Origin of the sequence: Streptomyces sp. ATexAB-D23, from assembly GCF_000373645.1 — a bacterium.
Taxonomy (GTDB): domain Bacteria; phylum Actinomycetota; class Actinomycetes; order Streptomycetales; family Streptomycetaceae; genus Streptomyces; species Streptomyces castrisilvae.
This window is the reverse complement of record NZ_KB892001.1, coordinates 43,818-59,298: the sequence shown is the minus strand read 5'-3', so window position 1 is coordinate 59,298 and position 15,481 is coordinate 43,818. Positions and strand designations below refer to the sequence as shown.

The window sequence follows — 15,481 nt, the reverse complement described above, 5'->3', positions numbered from 1 at the left end:
GCGTCAGACCTCCCTCGAAAGCTCCTTGACGAGCAGCTCGAAAACGAGGTCGTCGCGCTGGGGGATGCCGAAGCGCTCGTTGCCGTACGGGAACGGGGTCAGCCTGCCCGTGCGGCGGTAGCCGCGGCGCTCGTACCAGGCGATGAGCTCCTCGCGTACGGAGATCACCGTCATGTGCATCTCCCGCACGCCCCAGGTCTCCCGGACGGTGCGCTCGGCCTCGGCGATGATCACCTTGCCGAGGCCGGCGCCCTGGAGTGCGGGACGGACCGCGAACATTCCGAAGTAGGCGGCTTCGCCCCGGTGTTCGAGCTGGCAGCAGGCGATCAGGGCGCCGTCGCGCTCCACCACGAGGAGCCGGCTGCCGGAGCCGTCCACCACCTCGCGCACCCCCTGCGGGTCGGTGCGCCGGCCCTGGAGGATGTCCGCTTCGGTGGTCCATCCGGCGCGGCTGCTGTCGCCCCGGTACGCCGACTCGATCAGCTCCACGAGCGCGGTGACGTCCGCGTCCGTCGCGTCGCGGAAGGTCAGCTCTCCCGATTCCCGGGGCGGTGCGGTGTCCATGGCGGGGCTTCTCCGGTTTCTCTGCAAGGGCGGTGCCGCAGAAGCGTAACGCCCGGGGCCGAATCCGCCCCCGGGCGGTTTCACGGGGCGCACCACGGCGGTGCGAGGGGCGCGGGCACCAGGCGTATCGCGAGAACACCTCCGGCGCGCGCTCCCCCGCACTCCCGTGCGCCGCATACGGGCCGTCGGCCCCGGGCATCTTCTAGTCGACGGCATGTCGTTTCGCTCGGGGGGGGAGGGCGCTGTGCACGGACCGGCGGTGTCCGGATGGCTGCTGATGACGTTGTGCGCGGTGACGGGTGCGTACTGCCTGCTGCGGACCCGGGCGGGCAGTGCGGAGGACCGCAGAACGGCGCGGGCGGAGGCGCTGATGGGCTTCGGCATGGCCGCGATGGCGATTCCGGCCGCCGCGGTCGCCCCGCCCACCTGGGGATGGAGCGTGTACGCGGCGCTGTTCGGGGTGGCGGCCCTGCGTGCCCTGTGGTTCTCCCGGCGCGACGGTCACCACCTGCACCATCTGGTCGGCTCATCGGCGATGGTCTACATGGCCGTCGTGATGGCCGGGGCGGGCGGCTCGGGCCACGGCGCGCACGCGATGGGCTCGCACGGCATGGCCGCGGCGGGCGGCATACCCGTGCTGACCGGGCTGCTCCTCGTCTACTACGCCGTGTACGTGCTGCGCTCGGGCGCCCGGCTCATACCGATGGTCACCGCGGCTTCCGGGGGCGCGGGCGGCGGGCCGGCGCCGGCGTGGGGGGTGGCGCCCGAGCTCGCACCGGCCTGCCGGCTGACCATGGGCATAGCCATGTTCGCGATGCTGCTCACTCTGTGAGACGGCGGGCGGGAGCAATCGTGGTGTGCGTCACTTGGCGCGCGCAGCCGTACCCGTGTGTGGCGCGGCCCTCATAGGCTGACGCCATGTGGGTCTCCCTAGCGCTGCTGCTGCTCGGTGCACTGGCCGCCGTCGTGACTCCGCGCCTGATGGCGCGGGCCGAGTGGCCCGAGCGCGAGCCCGTGGTGGCGTTGTGGGTCTGGCAGTGCGTGGTGGCCGGGGTGCTGCTGTCGTTCGGCCTGTCCATGACGTTCAGCGCCGCCGCGGCGTGGCAGGCGGTACGCGGCCATGTCTTCGCGCCCGCGCCGCACGGCGTCGTCGAGGCGTACGCGCTCGCGGACGACGGGCCCTGGTCGGCGGTGATGGCGGTGCTGCTGGCCTTCGGCGGGGTGTGGACGGCGGCCATGCTGGCCCGGGAGATCCGCCGGGCACACCTGCGGCGCAGGCAGCGGCGGGCCGAACTCCTGGTGCGCGCCCCTCTGATGCCCGGCGAGGAGCCCGGGAGCGGACGTCTCGTGGTCCTTGAGGGCGAGCGCCCGGACGCCTGGTGGCTGCCGGGGGCCGCGCCCCAGCTCGTCATCACCACGGCCGCGCTCGGGCGCCTGAAAGGGCGGCAGCTCGACGCGGTCCTGGCCCATGAGCAGGGCCACGCCCAGGCACGGCACGACTGGCTGCTCAACTGCTCGGAGGCGCTGGCCTCGGGCTTCCCGCAGGTCCCGGTGTTCGCGGCGTTCCGAGGCGAGATGCACCGGCTGGTCGAGCTGGCGGCCGACGATGTGGCCTCGCGGCGCTTCGGCCGGCTGACGATCGCCCTCGCCCTGGTCGAACTCAACGAGGACCGGGGGGTGTTCGGCCCCTGCCCGGCCGGGGACGCGGAGCTGCCGCTGCGGGTGAACCGGCTGCTGGCCCCGGCGGGCCGGCTCACGGCCGCCCGGCGGCTGCGGCTGACCGCCGCGGCGGCCTTCGTACCCGTGGTGCCGCTGCTGGTCGCGTTCGTGCCGGCGCTCAGCGCGCTGGGGTGAGCGGGGGCCGGTGAGCGGGACCGTGGGGCGTCCGGCGAGCCGGGCGTGATCCCCGACGGGCCGGGCCGAACCGTGTGCCGTCCGGCGTGCTGGGATGGACTCGGGTGGCGGGCTCGGCGAGGATCGAGCCATGCATGTGTCGCCGCGCTCCCTCGTGGACCGCGCCCGCGCCTCTTCGCCGGTCGCCCGCGCGGGGGCCGTCTGCACAGTGCTCGCCGGGGCGCTGACGGCCCTGGTCGTGGCCCGGTGGCAGCCGCTGATGGAACTGGACCGCTCGGTCGCCCGGTCGCTGCACCGGCGGGCGGTGGCCGAACCCGGCCTCGTTCACGTCAACCGGCTGTTGACGGACTGGTTGTGGGACCCGTGGACGATGCGCGCCCTGATCGCCGTCGCGGTGGTGGCCCTGTGGTGGCGCGGCGCCCGGCCGCTCGCGGTCTGGGTCGCGGCCACCACCGTGGTCTCCTCGCTCCTCCAGCAGGGCGTCAAGGCCGCGATCGGCCGGGACCGCCCCCGGTGGCCGGACCCGGTGGACTCCGCCTCGTACGCGGCCTACCCCTCCGGGCACGCGATGACGGCGACGGTGAGCTGCGGTCTGCTGCTGTGGCTGCTGCACCGGTCCGGCGCCCGGGGCCGACTGTGGCGGGCGGCCGTGGGAGCGGCGGCCGTCTCGGTGGCAGGCGTCGGTCTCACCCGGCTGTATCTGGGGGTGCACTGGCCGTCCGACGTGCTGGGCGGGTGGCTTCTGGGAGCGGCGCTGGTGGCCCTCGCGGTCCGCGGCTTCGAGCGGTACGCCGCCCGTTCCGGCCCCGGCCGGGCGGCCTGAACAGGGCCGCTTGCCCGCCTCCACCCCGTGGGCGAGGATCGGTGCCATGCCGATCAAGGGTGTGCTCTTCGACTTCTCCGGGACGCTGTTCCGGATCGAATCCGTCCGCTCCTGGCTCGCCGGGGCCCTCGCCGAGCGGGGGGTGAGCGTGGCCGAGGCGGACTTCGAGCGGTACGCGACGGAGCTGGAGGCGGCCGGCGCGCTGCCCGGCGGCCCCGATCCGCGGCGGATGCCCGAGGAGCTGGCGGAAGGCTGGGCGCACCGCGACGAGAGCGCGGAGCTGCACCGCGCGGTGTACACCGGTCTGGCCCGCCAGGTCGCCCTGCCCGACCCGGGGCTGTACGACGTCCTGTACGAACGCCATCTGTCGCCGGACGCCTGGCGCCCCTACCCGGACGCGGCACAGGTGCTGGCCGGGCTGCGTGAGGCCGGGGCCGGGATCGGGATCGTCAGCAACATCGGCTGGGACCTGCGGCCGGTGTTCCGGGCGCACGGCCTGGACCCGTACGTGGACGCGTACGTCCTCTCGTTCGAGCACGGCGTCCAGAAGCCGGACGCGCGCCTCTTTCACACGGCCTGCACACTTCTGGGACAGCATCCGACGGATGTGGTGATGGTGGGCGACGACCGGGTGGCGGACGGTGGGGCCGCGGCACTGGGCTGCGAGGTGCGATTCGTGCAGCATGCACCGGTCGATGAGCGGCCCGACGGGCTACGGGAGCTCGGACTGACCGCGATGGTTGCCTGACAGAGATGTGAGAGATGTCCCTGACGCGCAATGGGTCGGATTGTCACATCGGGGCCTTAACCTGGTAGGTATGTCCCCGACTTCGTGCCCGTCCAGCTCCGTACGCTCTGCCGCAGTGGTGAATGAAGACATTCGCGACCTGTGGCGGCGCTCGGGCGGCCACCTGTCCCCGGAGGACGAGGAGCACTACCAGCGTCTGCTGGTCGAGTGGGCCGCCGCCACCAAGGGCAATTCCAGGTCCGCCGCCTGAGGCGCGCGCCGGCTCCGGCGATCCCCTGCGTCGCCGGAACCGGGGCACGGCACTCCGGCCGGTACGGCCTCGCATGAGCCCCGGGGGGCGTCTGCGGGCGGTGGCGGGCCGGGCGGGGCTACAGCATGTCCCGTCGTGGCTGATCGGTCAATGAATTACCGGGCTCCGCCCGCGCGGAACGCCTCGGCGGGAGCCGGCCGGGCCCGCCCGGTCAGCTCCCGCCGAGGCGGCCGGCCTGGAGCTCCGCCGCTTCGAGGATGCCGGGGAGCAGACCGGGGAACAGCGCTTCCAGGTCGTCGCGCCTGAGCCCGTTCATCTTGGCGGTGCCCCGGTAGGTCTGCCGGACGATGCCGCTCTCGCGGAGCACCCGGAAGTGGTGCGTGGTGGTGGACTTGGTGACCGGCAGGTCGAAACAGGAGCAGGTGAGCTCGCCCTCGGCCGCCGCGAGTTCCCGGACGACACACAGCCGTACCGGGTCCGAGAGGGCGTGCAGGACCGCTTCGAGCCTGATCTCCTCGCGCGCGGGGTGGGCCAGGGTGCGCGCGCCCGCTGCCGGGGCCATGGTGCTGGCAGGGGTCACGGTCGCTCTCCGTATCGTCGCTCCGTCCGGGGCTCCCATAATACGAGACCCATCGTAATTTGACGTAGAGGACAGAACCTGTCCTCACGGCCGCCTGGCGTGGCATGGGCGGCCGGGCAGCGGGCCCGGTGCCGAGCGGAAGGCGCAGCAGGATGACGAGCACGGCCGACACCCCGGAGAACGCCCGGACCTTCGCGTGCGCCGAAAGCCTCGAAGCGTGGCTGGAGGAGCATCATGCCGACCGGCCGGGCCTCTGGCTGAAGGTCGCCAAGCGGAATTCGGGCGTGGCGTCGGTGACGGCCGACGAGTACACCGACGCCGTCCTCTGCTTCGGCTGGATCACCGGGCAGCGCAAGTCCTGCGACGAGGTGTACTACCTCCAGCGGATGACACCCCGCCGTCCGCGCAGCGTCTGGTCGCTGGTGAACGTGGAGAAGGTGGTGGCGCTCACCGAGGCGGGGCGGATGCGCGCGCCGGGCCTCGCGGATGCCGAGGCGGCGCGCGCGGACGGGCGGTGGGAGGCCGCCTACCCCTCGCAGAGCCTGGCCACCGTCCCCGCCGATCTCGCCGCCGCGCCGGCGGCTGACGAGGCGGCGGGGGACTTCTTCGGGCGGCTCGGCAGGTCCGACCGCTACCTGGTGCTGCTGCGCCTCATGACGGCGTCCACGCCCGAGGTCGGACAGGCGCGGCTGCGCCGGGCGGTGGCCGCCATGGCCGAGGGCCGCAAGGTCACCTGACGGGCCCGGCCCACCTCATCCGGGCAGGTCCGTCAGGTGCGGGAAGCGGAACTCGGTGCGGCTGCGGAAGGTCTCGTCCGGGCGCAGGACCGTGCCGGGGTGGTCCGGGCGGTTGGGCGAGTCGGGCAGGTGCTGGGTCTCCAGACAGACGGCGCTGTGCCGGTCGTGGCGGCCGCCGTCGGCGGTGGCCAGGGTGCCGTCCAGCTGGTTGGCCGTGTAGACCTGGATGCCGGGTTCGGTGGTCCACACCTCCATGACCCGTCCGGCGCCGGGTGCGGTGAGGCGGGCCGCGCGGCGCGGCCCGGCGGGCGCGTCCGGGCCGTCGAGGACCCAGCAGTGGTCGAAGCCGCCGGCCCGGCGCAGCTGCTCGTGCGGGAGCGCGAGGCGTTCCGCGAGGGTCCGCGGTGCGGTCAGGTCGAACGGGGTGTCCCGGACGGGTGCGGCCGGACCCTCGGGGATGCCGTCCTCGTCGACCGGCAGGTAGCGCTCCGCGTCCACCTGGAGGGTGTGGCCGAGGATGTCGCCCTCGCCCGCGAGGTCGAAGTAGGCGTGGTTGGTGAGGTTGACGACGGTGGCGCGGTCGGTGGTCGCCTCGTAGTCGAGCGCGAGGGTGCCGGCCGTGTCGAGGGTGTACGTCACGGTGACGTCCAGCGCGCCGGGGAACCCCATGTCGCCGTCGGGGCTGCGCAGGGTGAGCCGCACGGTGGCGGCCTCGTCGGTGGCGTCGGCCGCGGCCTCCCAGACGCGGGTGTGGAATCCGTCGGGGCCGCCGTGCAGGGCGTGGCCGCGGTCGGTGGCGGGGACCTGGTACTCCGTGCCGTCGAGAGTGAACCTGCCGTGCGCGATGCGGTTGGCGTAGCGCCCGACGAGCGCGCCGAAGAAGGGGTTCTTGCCCGTGTAGTCGTCGAGGGACGGCAGCGAGCGCACGACCGACGCGGGGTCACCGGCGGTGTCGGGCACGGTGAGACGGTGCAGGATGCCGCCGTAGGTGAGGATCTCGGCCCGGACTCCGGTGCCGGAGTCGAGCGTCAGGACGTCGACGTCCGTGGGCCCATGGGCGCCGAACGGTTTGCGGTTCACGGTGGGGCGAGGCATCAAGGATCCTTGGGGCGATCGGACGGCCGAAGCGGCCGGACGGGCGGACCGGGGACGTGTGCGCCGGACTCCCCAGGGGTGGCGGGGAGTCCGGGCGGTGTCTACGGCGCGGCCCGGCCGGCGGCGGGCCGGGGAACGGTGGATTCGCGGATGACGAGCCGGTAGCCGGGCCGGGGCCGCCGGGGTTCGCTGACCTGGTCGCCGGAGAGCCGCTCGACCAGGCTGTCGACGGCGAGCCGGGCGATGGCCTCCTTGTCGGGCGCCACGGTGGTCAGCGTGGTGGCCCCGTAGAGGCTCTCCTCGATGTCGTCGAAACCGACGACCGCGACATCCTCGGGGATGCGCAGGCCGCGCTCGGTCAGGGTGCGCATCGCGCCGATGGCGATGAGGTCGTTGTACGCGAACACGGCGTCGGGCCGCTCGCCCCGGTCCAGGAGCGCGGCCATGGCGGAGGCGCCGTCCTCGCGGCCGTATCCGTCGGTGACGACGACCAGCGACTCGTCCGGCTCGACGCCGGCGGCGGCCAGCTCCTCGCGCCAGCCGCGCAGCCGCAGGTGGGCGGGCTGGCGTTCGCGTCCTGTGCGGGAGCCGAGGAAGGCGATCCGGCGGTGTCCGAGGCCCAGGAGGTGGCGTACGGCCTCTCGCGCCGCCGCGACGTTGTCGATCGCGATGTGGTCGTACGGGGCCTCGTACTCGCGCTCGCCGAGCAGGACGAGGGGCGCGGTGTCGGCGCGCGCCATCAGGTCCTCGGTCTCCAGGTGGATCGGGCTGAGGATGAGCCCGTCGATGACATGGGACCGGAAGCCCTGACTGACCAGCAGTTCCTTCTCGCGCAGTCCGCCGGTGTGGTCGACCAGCACGGTGTAGTCGTGCCGGGCGGCCGCATCGACGACGGCGCCGGCCAGCTCCGCGAAGTACGGGTTGCCGAACTCGGGGACGGCGAGCGCGATGATCCCGGTACGGCCCTTGCGCAGATGGCGGGCGGTGAGGTTCGGCCGGTAGCCGAGCTCGTCGATGGCCTGCTGCACTCTGGCCCGCATCTTCGGTGTGACGTGCTGATAGTTGTTCACCACGTTGGACACGGTCTTGATGGACACGCCCGCCCGTTGCGCAACGTCCTTGAGGCTGACGCCCACGGCACTCCCTGAATCGACTTGTCGCGCGGTGTCGCGCGGTGGCCCGGCTGTGCCGGTTCGGCTCGATCGGCTCGAACGGTGCCGGGGCCGCGGCGGCGGCCCCGGCACCGGTTCAGGTGGTTCTGCGGCTGCGCGCCAGATAGCGCTGGGCCACGACGACAACGATAAGGAACCCGCCACTGACGACCGACTGGTACGAGGAGTTGAGTGTGCCGATCTGGTTGATCAGGTTCTGGATGACCTGGAGCAGCAGGACGCCCCAGAGCGTTCCGCTGATCGATCCGGCGCCGCCGATGAGGAGGGTGCCGCCGATCACGACGGCGGAGATCGCGTCGAGTTCCATGCCCACGCCGAGGATGGTGACCCCGGAGGAGAGCCGGGCGGCGTTGAGAGCGCCGGCGAGGCCGGCCAGCAGTCCGCTGAGCGTGTAGACGAGCATCTTGGTCCGGGCGACGGGCAGTCCCATCAGCGTGGCCGCGTCGCTGCTGCCGCCGACGGCGAAGATCGTCTGCCCGAACGAGGTGCGTTGCAGGAGGAGTCCGCCGGCGCCGAAGAGGGCGAGGGCGACCAGGATGGGGTAGCCGAAGCCCCAGACGCTGCCCTGGCCCAGCTCGGCGAAGGCCGAGTCCTTGGGGACCAGGTAGGTGGTGGCGCCCTCGTCGGTGATCACGAGGAGCAGGCCGCGCGCCCCGAGCAGGGTGGCGAGGGTGACGATGAAGGGCGCCATTCCGGCGCGTGCCACCAGGAATCCGTTGAGCAGGCCGATCGCACCGCACACCACGAGTGGCGTCAACAGCGCGGGCAGGAAGCCCCATTGGGAGGCCCAGGCGGCGAGCACCCCGCCGAGCGCGAAGACGGAACCGACGGAGAGGTCGATGCCCCCGGTGATGATGACCATGGTCATCCCGAGCGCGACCACGGCCAGGAACGAGGCCTGGACGGTCACTCCGCGGGCGTTGTCCAGGGTGTGGAAGGACGGGTAGATGAAGGACGCGACGATCACGACGGTGAGCAGGACGACCAGCACGCCCTGGCGTTGCAGGAGTTCGGCGATCCGCCGGCCGGTCACGGCCCGCGTTCCGGCCTTGGTGGCGGGCTTGCCGCCGCCCGTCGCGGGGGTCTTGCGCGGTGCCGGTGCGGAGGCCACCGGGGCAGGTGAGGTTTCGTTCATCGGGACCGACGCTCCCGGGCGACGTAGACGGCGGCGATGATGATGGCCGCCTGGGCGATCTGTGCGGTGGAGTCGGGCAGGTCGTGCTTGATGAGGGTGGCGCGCAGCAGCTGCATCAGCAGGGCGCCGGCGACGGTGCCGAGGACCCGGATGGAGCCGCCGTTGAGCGGGGTGCCGCCCACCACGACCGCCGTGATGGCGGAGAGTTCCATGAGCGTGCCGAGCGAGGAGGGGTCGCTGGCGGTGAGCCTGGCGGTGGCCAGGATGCCCGCGAGGGCGGCCAGCACTCCGCAGAGCATGTACACACCGATGAGCACTCGTCGTACGGGGAGCCCCGCCAGGGCCGCGGCGGACCGGTTGCCGCCGATGGCGACGACCTGGCGGCCGAAGGTGGTGCGGGTGACGAGGAAGGCCACGGCGCCGGCGAGGACGGCGGCGATGAGGACGACCAGCGGGATGCCGAGGAAGGAGCCGGTGCCCAGGGACAGCAGGTCGGGGTTGACGATCTGCTTGAGCTGGCTGTCCGCCATGACCAGGGCGAGGCCGCGGCCGCCGACGAACAGGGCGAGGGTGGCGACGATGGGCTGGAGGCCGACGAGTGAGACCAGGGTGCCGTTGACCGCTCCGACCAGGGCGCCGGCCAGCAGCGCCATGACGAGGGCGGGCACCAGTCCGTAGCCGAGGTAGAGCGGCAGCAGCGCGGCGGCCAGGGCCATGGTCGAGCCGACGGAGAGGTCGACGCCCTCGGTGCCGATGACGAGCGCCATGCCGAGGGCGACGATGACGATGGGGGCGACCTGGACGAGCTGGGTGCGGAGGTTGTCCACGGTCATGAAGTGCTCGGTGAACAGCGCGTTGAAGAGCAGGACGACCGCGACGGCGAGGTAGACGCCGTACTCCTGGTACCAGGCGGGGTCGCGCAGCCGGGCGAGCGGCCGGGCTGCGGGGGTGGAGACTGCGGCCTGGGTCATCGGGGGTCCTCCTTGGCGGCCGGCGCCTTGTCCTCGGGTGCCGGAGAGTGGTCGGCGAGCACTTCGAGCAGATGGCTCTCGGCCACCTCGTCGCCCGCCAGTTCGCCCGCGACCGCGCCGCCGCGCAGGACGACGATGCGGTCGGCGCCCTCGATCAGTTCCTCGATGTCGGAGGAGATGAGCAGGACGGCGAGGCCCTCGCGGGCGAGGTCGTCGATGAGGCTCTGGACCTCCGCCTTGGCGCCGACGTCGATGCCGCGGGTGGGTTCGTCCAGCAGCAGGACCTTGGGTTCCAGGCAGAGCCAGCGGGCCAGCAGCACCTTCTGCTGGTTGCCGCCGGAGAGTTCGCCGACCTTCTGCTCGGGGCTCGCCGCCTTGATCCGGAGGCGCTTCATGAAGATGTCGACGATGCGGTCCTGCTTGGCGCGGGAGACGATGCCGGCGCGGGAGAGGCGGGGCATCGCGGCCAGCACGATGTTCTCGCGGACCGAGAGGCCCGGGACGATGCCTTCGGCCTTGCGGTCCTCGGGCAGCAGGCTGATGCCGGAGCGGATGGCGGCCGCGGAGGTGAGCCGGCGCAGGGTGCGTCCGCCGATGCTCACCTCGCCGGAGTCCAGGCCCAGCGCGCCGGAGAGGGCCTTCGCGGTCTCGCTGCGGCCGGAGCCGAGGAGCCCGCCGAGACCGAGGACCTCGCCCGCGTACAACTCCAGGGATATGTCGTGTAGTTGGTGGTCGCGGGAGAGGCCGGTGGCGGTGAGTACGGGGGTGCGCGCCACCTCGTGGCCCTCGGAGTCGAAGTGGGTGAGCCCCTCGCGGCGGACCTCGGCCATGTCGCGCCCGAGCATCATCGAGACGAGTTGCATCCGGTCCAGGTCGGCGAGGTCGCCGGTGTGGATGTGGTGGCCGTCGCGCAGGACGGTGACCCGGTCGCAGATCCGGTAGAGCTCGTCCATGCGGTGGCTGACGTAGAGCACGGCGATGCCGCGTCCGCGCAGGTCCTCGATGACCCGGAAGAGGGTCTCGACCTCGCGCGGCTCCAGCGAGGAGGTGGGTTCGTCCATGATGACGACCTGGGCGTTGACGGAGACGGCGCGGGCCAGGGCGACCATCTGCTGGGTGCCGATGCCCAGGGTGTGCAGGGGGCGCCTGGGGTCGACGCGGACGCCGAAGCCGTCGAGGAGTCCGGTGGTCTCGCGGTGCATCCGGGCGAAGTCGATCAGGCCGAGCCGGTTCTTGGGCTCGCGGCCGAGGAAGATGTTGCGCGCCACGCTCATCAGCGGGACGAGGTTCACCTCCTGGTAGATCGTGGAGATCCCGGCCTGCTGGGCCTCGAACGGCCGGGCGAAGGCGATCTGTTCGCCGGCCAGCCGCAGTTCTCCCTCGTCGGGCCGGTAGACGCCGGTCAGCACCTTGATGAGGGTGGACTTCCCGGCTCCGTTCTCCCCCACCAGGGCGTGGGTCTCGCCGGCGCGCAGGGAGAAGGAGACGCCGTCGAGGGCGACGACGCCCGGGAACCGCTTGCTCACCGAGCGGGCCTCCAGGACGGCGGGCGCCGGGTCGGCCTCCTTCACAAGGGCGGCGGCGGGCGGGGTGGTCCCCCGCACGCCTGCGGCCGGCTCCGGCGGCTGCGGTACTGCTTCGGGTGGTGCCATGGCTGGTCTTGGCCTTCCGCTCTTCCAAGGGTGTGGGCCCGGTCGCCGCCGTGACGGGTGGGAGCGTCACGGCGGCGGTGGGGCCGACGGGGCCGGGTGCGCGGCCTGCGGGCCGGCGCCCGGTGGTGCCGGGGCGTGTCCGGGACACGCCCTTACGGACAGGTGGGGCCGGGTCGGATCAGAACGCGCCGCCGAGCGATTCCTTGGCGTTCGCCTCGTTGTAGGCGCGGTCGGTGATGATGACGTTCTCCGGGATCTCCTCGCCGCCGTAGAACTTCTGGGCGGTCGCGAAGGCGAGCGGGCCGAAGCGCGGGTTGGACTCGATGACGGCGTTGTAGTCGCCGTTGACGATGGCCTGGACGGCGTTGCGGGTGCCGTCGACGGAGACGACCTTGACGTCCTTGCCGGGCTTCTTGCCCGCGGCCTTCAGGGCGGTGACGGCGCCGAGGCCCATCTCGTCGTTCTCCGCGTAGACGGCGGTGATGTCGGGCTTGGACTGGATGAGCTGTTCCATGACCTGCTGGCCCTTGTCGCGGGCGAACTCACCGGTCTGCTGGGCGACGATCTCCATGTCGGGGGCCTTGGCCTTGAGCTGGTCGACGAAGCCCTTGGTGCGGTCGGTGGTGACGTTGTTGCCCGACGAGCCGAGGAGGATGGCGACCTTGCCCTTGCCTCCGGTGGACTCGATCATCGCGTCCGCCGCGCGCTTGCCCTGCTCCACGAAGTCGGAGCCCAGGAAGGCCACGTAGTCCTTGCAGGCGGTGGAGTTGAGCTTGCGGTCGATGGTGAGGACCGGGACCTTCTTGGCGGCGGCGGCCTTCAGCGCCGGTTCCAGGCCGTCCGAGTTGAGCGGGGCGACGATGAGGAACTGCGCGCCCTGGGACAGCATGTCCTGGATGTCGCTGATCTGCTTGGACAGCTGCGACTGGGCGTTGGTGGTGAGCAGCTTCTTGACGCCGATCTTCTTGGCCTCGTCCTTGATGGACTGGGTCTCGGCGATGCGGAAGGGGTTGGCCTCCTTCTCCGACTGGGAGAAGCCGACCACCGCGTCCTTCAGGTCGAGCTTCGGGGCCCCGTACGCCTCCAGCGAGCAGCCGGAACCGGACGAGGACTCGGGGGTCTTGGCCGCCTGGGCGCCCTGGCTGCTGTCCGCGTTCGCGGAGTCCGAGGACTCCGACTTGGAGCAGCCGGAGGCGGCCAGCGTGGCGGTGGCGGCGAGGAGGCAGGCCACGGCGAGGGTACGGGATCGGCGCTGGATCATCATGCGCGGGAGCTCCTTGGCGGGATGACGGCACGCCGAGGGGCGTGCGGTCGGTCATGGCTGGACGATGCATCGGCCGCTGCACGGCGGCTGATGTCACTGCACTCACGGCCCCGCTAGGAGACGGCCCCTAGCTGCACAAACTGTGGTCGTGAGAGCCTGCGCGGCCTCTCGGCGGCTCGGTTTACAACGTTATATAGGCGGTGCGGCACGGGCGGCAAGAGCGTTGTCGATGCGTTTCCAAAATGTGTCGGAGCCACCCGGCCCGGCCGGACCACCCCGGCCCACGGGTTACTGCCGGGCCCCTGGACAGCCGGTCGACGGCGTGCTGTCATACCGCCGGAACCCCATTTTCCAACGTTGCAGAGCACGTGCCGCCCCGCCCTCCCCGGATCGCGGCGGCGCTCTTCGTCGTGCGCGCAGCCGGTCCGGACCGCTGCGCCGTGGCGGCCCTCCTTGTCTGACGCGCCTTTCTTGAGCCGGAGCCCCATGCCCGGCAGAGCAGGAGCCCTCCCCCATGCCCCTGAACCGCAGACAGCTCATGACCGGCGCCCTCGCCACCGTCGCCGCCACCACGGCGGCCGGCCGCTGGTCGTCCACCGCGACGGCCGCCGGACACCGGGTGGAACCGGCCCACGGCGGCCACTACTCCCCCAACGCCGCTCCCCTGCACCCGACCGCCTTCCTGCGGCTCCCGCCCGGCCGGGTCACCGCGCGGGGCTGGCTCGCCGGACAGCTGAAACTCCAGCTCGACGGGTTGTGCGGCCGCTACGAGGAGCTCTCGCACTTCCTGGACTTCACGGCCACCGGCTGGGTCCGCCCGGACCTCGGCGGCTGGGAGGAGGTGCCGTACTGGCTGCGCGGCTACACCGACCTGGCGATCGTCACGGGCGACGCGACAGCCCTGGCGGCGGTGCGCCGCTGGTTCGACGCGATCCTCGCCACCCAGCAATCCGACGGGTTCTTCGGCCCGAAGGCGCTGCGCACGTCGCTGAACGGCGGCCCGGACTTCTGGCCGTTCCTGCCTCTGGTGCAGGCCCTGCGCTCCTGGCAGGAGTGCTCCGGCGACAACCGGATCATCCCCTTCCTGAGCCGGTTCTTCCGCTACATGAACGCCCAGGGCCCCGGCGCCTTCGACACCAGCTGGATCGCGCTGCGCTGGGGCGACGGTCTCGACAGCGTGTTCTGGCTGTTCAACCGGACCGGTGACACCTTCCTGCTGGACCTCGCGGACAAGATCCACGCGTACGGTGCCGACTGGGGCGACAACCTGGTCGACGCGCACAACGTGAACATCGCGCAGGGCTTCCGCGAGCCGGCCCAGTACGCGCTGCGCAGCGGTTCGGCCCAGGGCACCCGGGACACGTACGGGACGTACGGCAGGGCCATGGACCAGTACGGCCAGTTCCCCGGCGGGGGCTTCGCCGGGGACGAGAACGCGCGCCCCGGGCACGGCGACCCCCGGCAGGGCTTCGAGACCTGCGGTGTCGTCGAGTTCATGGCCAGCCACCAGCTGCTGACCCGGATCACCGGCGACCCGCTGTGGGCCGACCGCTGCGAGGAGCTGGCGTTCAACTCGCTGCCCGCCTCGCTGGACCCCTCGGGCAAGGCGGTCCACTACATCACGAGCGCCAACGGCGTCGACCTGGACGACGTGCCCAAGTCCCAGCGCCAGTTCCAGAACGGCTTCGCCATGCAGGCGTTCCTGCCCGGCGTCGACCAGTACCGCTGCTGCCCGCACAACTACGGCATGGGCTGGCCGTACTTCACCGAGGAGCTGTGGCTCGCCACGCCCGACGGGGGTCTCGCCGCCGCGATGTACGCCGCCTGCGAGGTGACCGCGAAGGTGGCCGACGGCACCGAGGTCACGTTCACCGAGGAGACCGGCTACCCCTTCACCGAGACGGTCACCCTGGCCCTGAAGGCACCGAAGCCGCTGGGCTTCCCGCTGGTGCTGCGCGTACCCGCCTGGTGCGAGGCCCCCGAGATCGCGGTGAACGGACAGGGTGTGGACGCTCCGGCGGGCCCGGCCTTCACCCGGATCGAGCGCACCTGGGCGGACGGGGACCGGGTCACCCTGCGCTTCCCGCAGCGGACCACCGTCCGCACCTGGGAGCACAACCGCGGCTCCGTCAGCGTGGACCGGGGCCCGCTCACGTACTCCCTGCGCATCGGCGAGAGGTACGAGCGCATCGGCGGCACCGACCGGTTCCCGCAGTACGCGGTCCACGCCACCGGGCCGTGGAACTACGGGCTCGTCCTGGACGCGGAGGATCCGGCCGCCTCCCTGCGCCCCCGCACGGTCCGGCGCCTCGGGGACGACAACCCCTTCACGCTCGACGGCACCCCCCTGACGATCACCGCGAAGGCCCGCCGCATCCCGGAGTGGACCGCGGACGACGAGCGGGTCGTCGCCCCGCTCCAGGACTCCCCCGCACGCAGCGGCGAACCGGTCCAGGACGTCACGCTCGTCCCGATGGGGGCGGCGAGGCTGCGCATCACGTCGTTCCCCACCGCCGCCCCGGACGGGCGGCCCTGGCTCGCCGACCGCTGGTACCGCGTCCGCAACCGGCACTCCGGCAAGGTCCTCGGCGTGGACGGGATGTCCACCGCCGACAGCGCCCACGTCGTGCAGTTCG

15 protein-coding genes are annotated in these 15,481 nt (G+C 72.3%); 7 read left to right on the top strand and 8 right to left on the bottom strand.

Features of this window, described 5'->3' with window-relative positions:
* Positions 1 to 3: 3 nt before the first annotated feature.
* Positions 4 to 564: a GNAT family N-acetyltransferase gene (locus B082_RS0100225; protein WP_018549809.1), complete on the bottom strand. Its 561-nt coding sequence runs from the start codon at positions 562 to 564 to the stop codon at positions 4 to 6.
* Positions 565 to 808: 244 nt separating this feature from the next.
* Here B082_RS0100225 and B082_RS0100220 point away from each other — a divergent pair, with 244 nt between their 5' ends.
* From B082_RS0100220 to B082_RS39390, 5 genes are all read left to right on the top strand, one after another.
* The gene (locus B082_RS0100220) at positions 809 to 1,396 is read left to right on the top strand and encodes a DUF5134 domain-containing protein (RefSeq protein WP_018549808.1); all 588 of its coding nucleotides are present in this window, start codon (positions 809 to 811) and stop codon (positions 1,394 to 1,396) included.
* An 86-nt stretch (positions 1,397 to 1,482) separates the two neighbouring features.
* Positions 1,483 to 2,418 carry a M56 family metallopeptidase gene (locus tag B082_RS0100215; RefSeq protein ID WP_018549807.1) on the top strand — a complete coding sequence of 312 codons (936 nt, stop codon included), beginning with the start codon at positions 1,483 to 1,485 and terminating at the stop codon, positions 2,416 to 2,418.
* A gap of 130 nt (positions 2,419 to 2,548) precedes the next feature.
* On the top strand, positions 2,549 to 3,241 hold the full coding sequence (locus B082_RS0100210; RefSeq protein ID WP_018549806.1) for a phosphatase PAP2 family protein: 693 nt from the start codon (positions 2,549 to 2,551) through the stop codon (positions 3,239 to 3,241).
* Between the two features lie 46 nt (positions 3,242 to 3,287).
* Complete coding sequence (locus tag B082_RS0100205) at positions 3,288 to 3,989, top strand: HAD family hydrolase (protein WP_018549805.1); 702 nt, start codon at positions 3,288 to 3,290, stop codon at positions 3,987 to 3,989.
* A gap of 70 nt (positions 3,990 to 4,059) precedes the next feature.
* Positions 4,060 to 4,239, top strand: a complete 180-nt coding sequence (locus tag B082_RS39390) for a hypothetical protein (protein ID WP_199783733.1) — start codon at positions 4,060 to 4,062, stop codon at positions 4,237 to 4,239.
* Between the two features lie 211 nt (positions 4,240 to 4,450).
* Here the strand turns inward: B082_RS39390 and B082_RS0100195 are convergent, their stop codons facing one another.
* Entirely contained in the window at positions 4,451 to 4,801 is a 351-nt protein-coding gene (locus tag B082_RS0100195) for an ArsR/SmtB family transcription factor (protein ID WP_018549803.1), read from the bottom strand.
* Between the two features lie 170 nt (positions 4,802 to 4,971).
* Between B082_RS0100195 and B082_RS0100190 the strand changes: the two genes are divergently transcribed.
* Positions 4,972 to 5,556 (top strand): YdeI/OmpD-associated family protein, encoded by a 585-nt coding sequence (locus tag B082_RS0100190; protein ID WP_018549802.1) that lies wholly within the window; start codon positions 4,972 to 4,974, stop codon positions 5,554 to 5,556.
* 15 nt (positions 5,557 to 5,571) lie between these two features.
* Here the strand turns inward: B082_RS0100190 and B082_RS0100185 are convergent, their stop codons facing one another.
* The 6 genes from B082_RS0100185 to B082_RS0100160 form a co-directional block, all read right to left on the bottom strand.
* A complete protein-coding gene (locus B082_RS0100185) occupies positions 5,572 to 6,651 on the bottom strand; it encodes an aldose epimerase family protein (RefSeq protein ID WP_037709115.1) in 1,080 nt (359 codons plus the stop codon).
* Positions 6,652 to 6,752: 101 nt separating this feature from the next.
* Positions 6,753 to 7,787 carry a LacI family DNA-binding transcriptional regulator gene (locus B082_RS0100180; RefSeq protein WP_018549800.1) on the bottom strand — a complete coding sequence of 345 codons (1,035 nt, stop codon included), beginning with the start codon at positions 7,785 to 7,787 and terminating at the stop codon, positions 6,753 to 6,755.
* A 112-nt stretch (positions 7,788 to 7,899) separates the two neighbouring features.
* Positions 7,900 to 8,958 (bottom strand): ABC transporter permease, encoded by a 1,059-nt coding sequence (locus B082_RS0100175; RefSeq protein ID WP_026249258.1) that lies wholly within the window; start codon positions 8,956 to 8,958, stop codon positions 7,900 to 7,902.
* Positions 8,955 to 9,929 carry an ABC transporter permease gene (locus B082_RS0100170; protein WP_018549798.1) on the bottom strand — a complete coding sequence of 325 codons (975 nt, stop codon included), beginning with the start codon at positions 9,927 to 9,929 and terminating at the stop codon, positions 8,955 to 8,957. Before B082_RS0100170 ends, B082_RS0100175 begins: the two co-directional genes overlap by 4 nt.
* Complete coding sequence (locus B082_RS0100165) at positions 9,926 to 11,581, bottom strand: sugar ABC transporter ATP-binding protein (RefSeq protein ID WP_037709113.1); 1,656 nt, start codon at positions 11,579 to 11,581, stop codon at positions 9,926 to 9,928. The genes B082_RS0100170 and B082_RS0100165 overlap by 4 nt, the downstream gene beginning before the upstream one ends.
* Before the next feature lie 178 nt (positions 11,582 to 11,759).
* Positions 11,760 to 12,845, bottom strand: coding sequence for an ABC transporter substrate-binding protein (locus B082_RS0100160; protein ID WP_018549796.1), 1,086 nt, complete (start codon positions 12,843 to 12,845; stop codon positions 11,760 to 11,762).
* A gap of 514 nt (positions 12,846 to 13,359) precedes the next feature.
* Here B082_RS0100160 and B082_RS35340 point away from each other — a divergent pair.
* A partial coding sequence (locus B082_RS35340) for a beta-L-arabinofuranosidase domain-containing protein (RefSeq protein ID WP_037709110.1) occupies positions 13,360 to 15,481 on the top strand: 2,122 nt, incomplete at its 3' end.

What these genes read in the sequence shown, in the direction of transcription:
- B082_RS0100225 (WP_018549809.1), bottom strand. Translation starts at nt 564, where the DNA reads ATGGACACCGCACCGCCCCGGGAATCGGGAGAGCTGACCTTCCGCGAC.
- B082_RS0100215 (WP_018549807.1), top strand. Translation starts at nt 1,483, where the DNA reads ATGTGGGTCTCCCTAGCGCTGCTGCTGCTCGGTGCACTGGCCGCCGTC.
- B082_RS0100210 (WP_018549806.1), top strand. Translation starts at nt 2,549, where the DNA reads ATGCATGTGTCGCCGCGCTCCCTCGTGGACCGCGCCCGCGCCTCTTCG.
- B082_RS0100205 (WP_018549805.1), top strand. Translation starts at nt 3,288, where the DNA reads ATGCCGATCAAGGGTGTGCTCTTCGACTTCTCCGGGACGCTGTTCCGG.
- B082_RS39390 (WP_199783733.1), top strand. Translation starts at nt 4,060, where the DNA reads ATGTCCCCGACTTCGTGCCCGTCCAGCTCCGTACGCTCTGCCGCAGTG.
- B082_RS0100195 (WP_018549803.1), bottom strand. Translation starts at nt 4,801, where the DNA reads ATGGCCCCGGCAGCGGGCGCGCGCACCCTGGCCCACCCCGCGCGCGAG.
- B082_RS0100190 (WP_018549802.1), top strand. Translation starts at nt 4,972, where the DNA reads ATGACGAGCACGGCCGACACCCCGGAGAACGCCCGGACCTTCGCGTGC.
- B082_RS0100185 (WP_037709115.1), bottom strand. Translation starts at nt 6,651, where the DNA reads ATGCCTCGCCCCACCGTGAACCGCAAACCGTTCGGCGCCCATGGGCCC.
- B082_RS0100175 (WP_026249258.1), bottom strand. Translation starts at nt 8,958, where the DNA reads ATGAACGAAACCTCACCTGCCCCGGTGGCCTCCGCACCGGCACCGCGC.
- B082_RS0100170 (WP_018549798.1), bottom strand. Translation starts at nt 9,929, where the DNA reads ATGACCCAGGCCGCAGTCTCCACCCCCGCAGCCCGGCCGCTCGCCCGG.
- B082_RS0100165 (WP_037709113.1), bottom strand. Translation starts at nt 11,581, where the DNA reads ATGGCACCACCCGAAGCAGTACCGCAGCCGCCGGAGCCGGCCGCAGGC.
- B082_RS0100160 (WP_018549796.1), bottom strand. Translation starts at nt 12,845, where the DNA reads ATGATGATCCAGCGCCGATCCCGTACCCTCGCCGTGGCCTGCCTCCTC.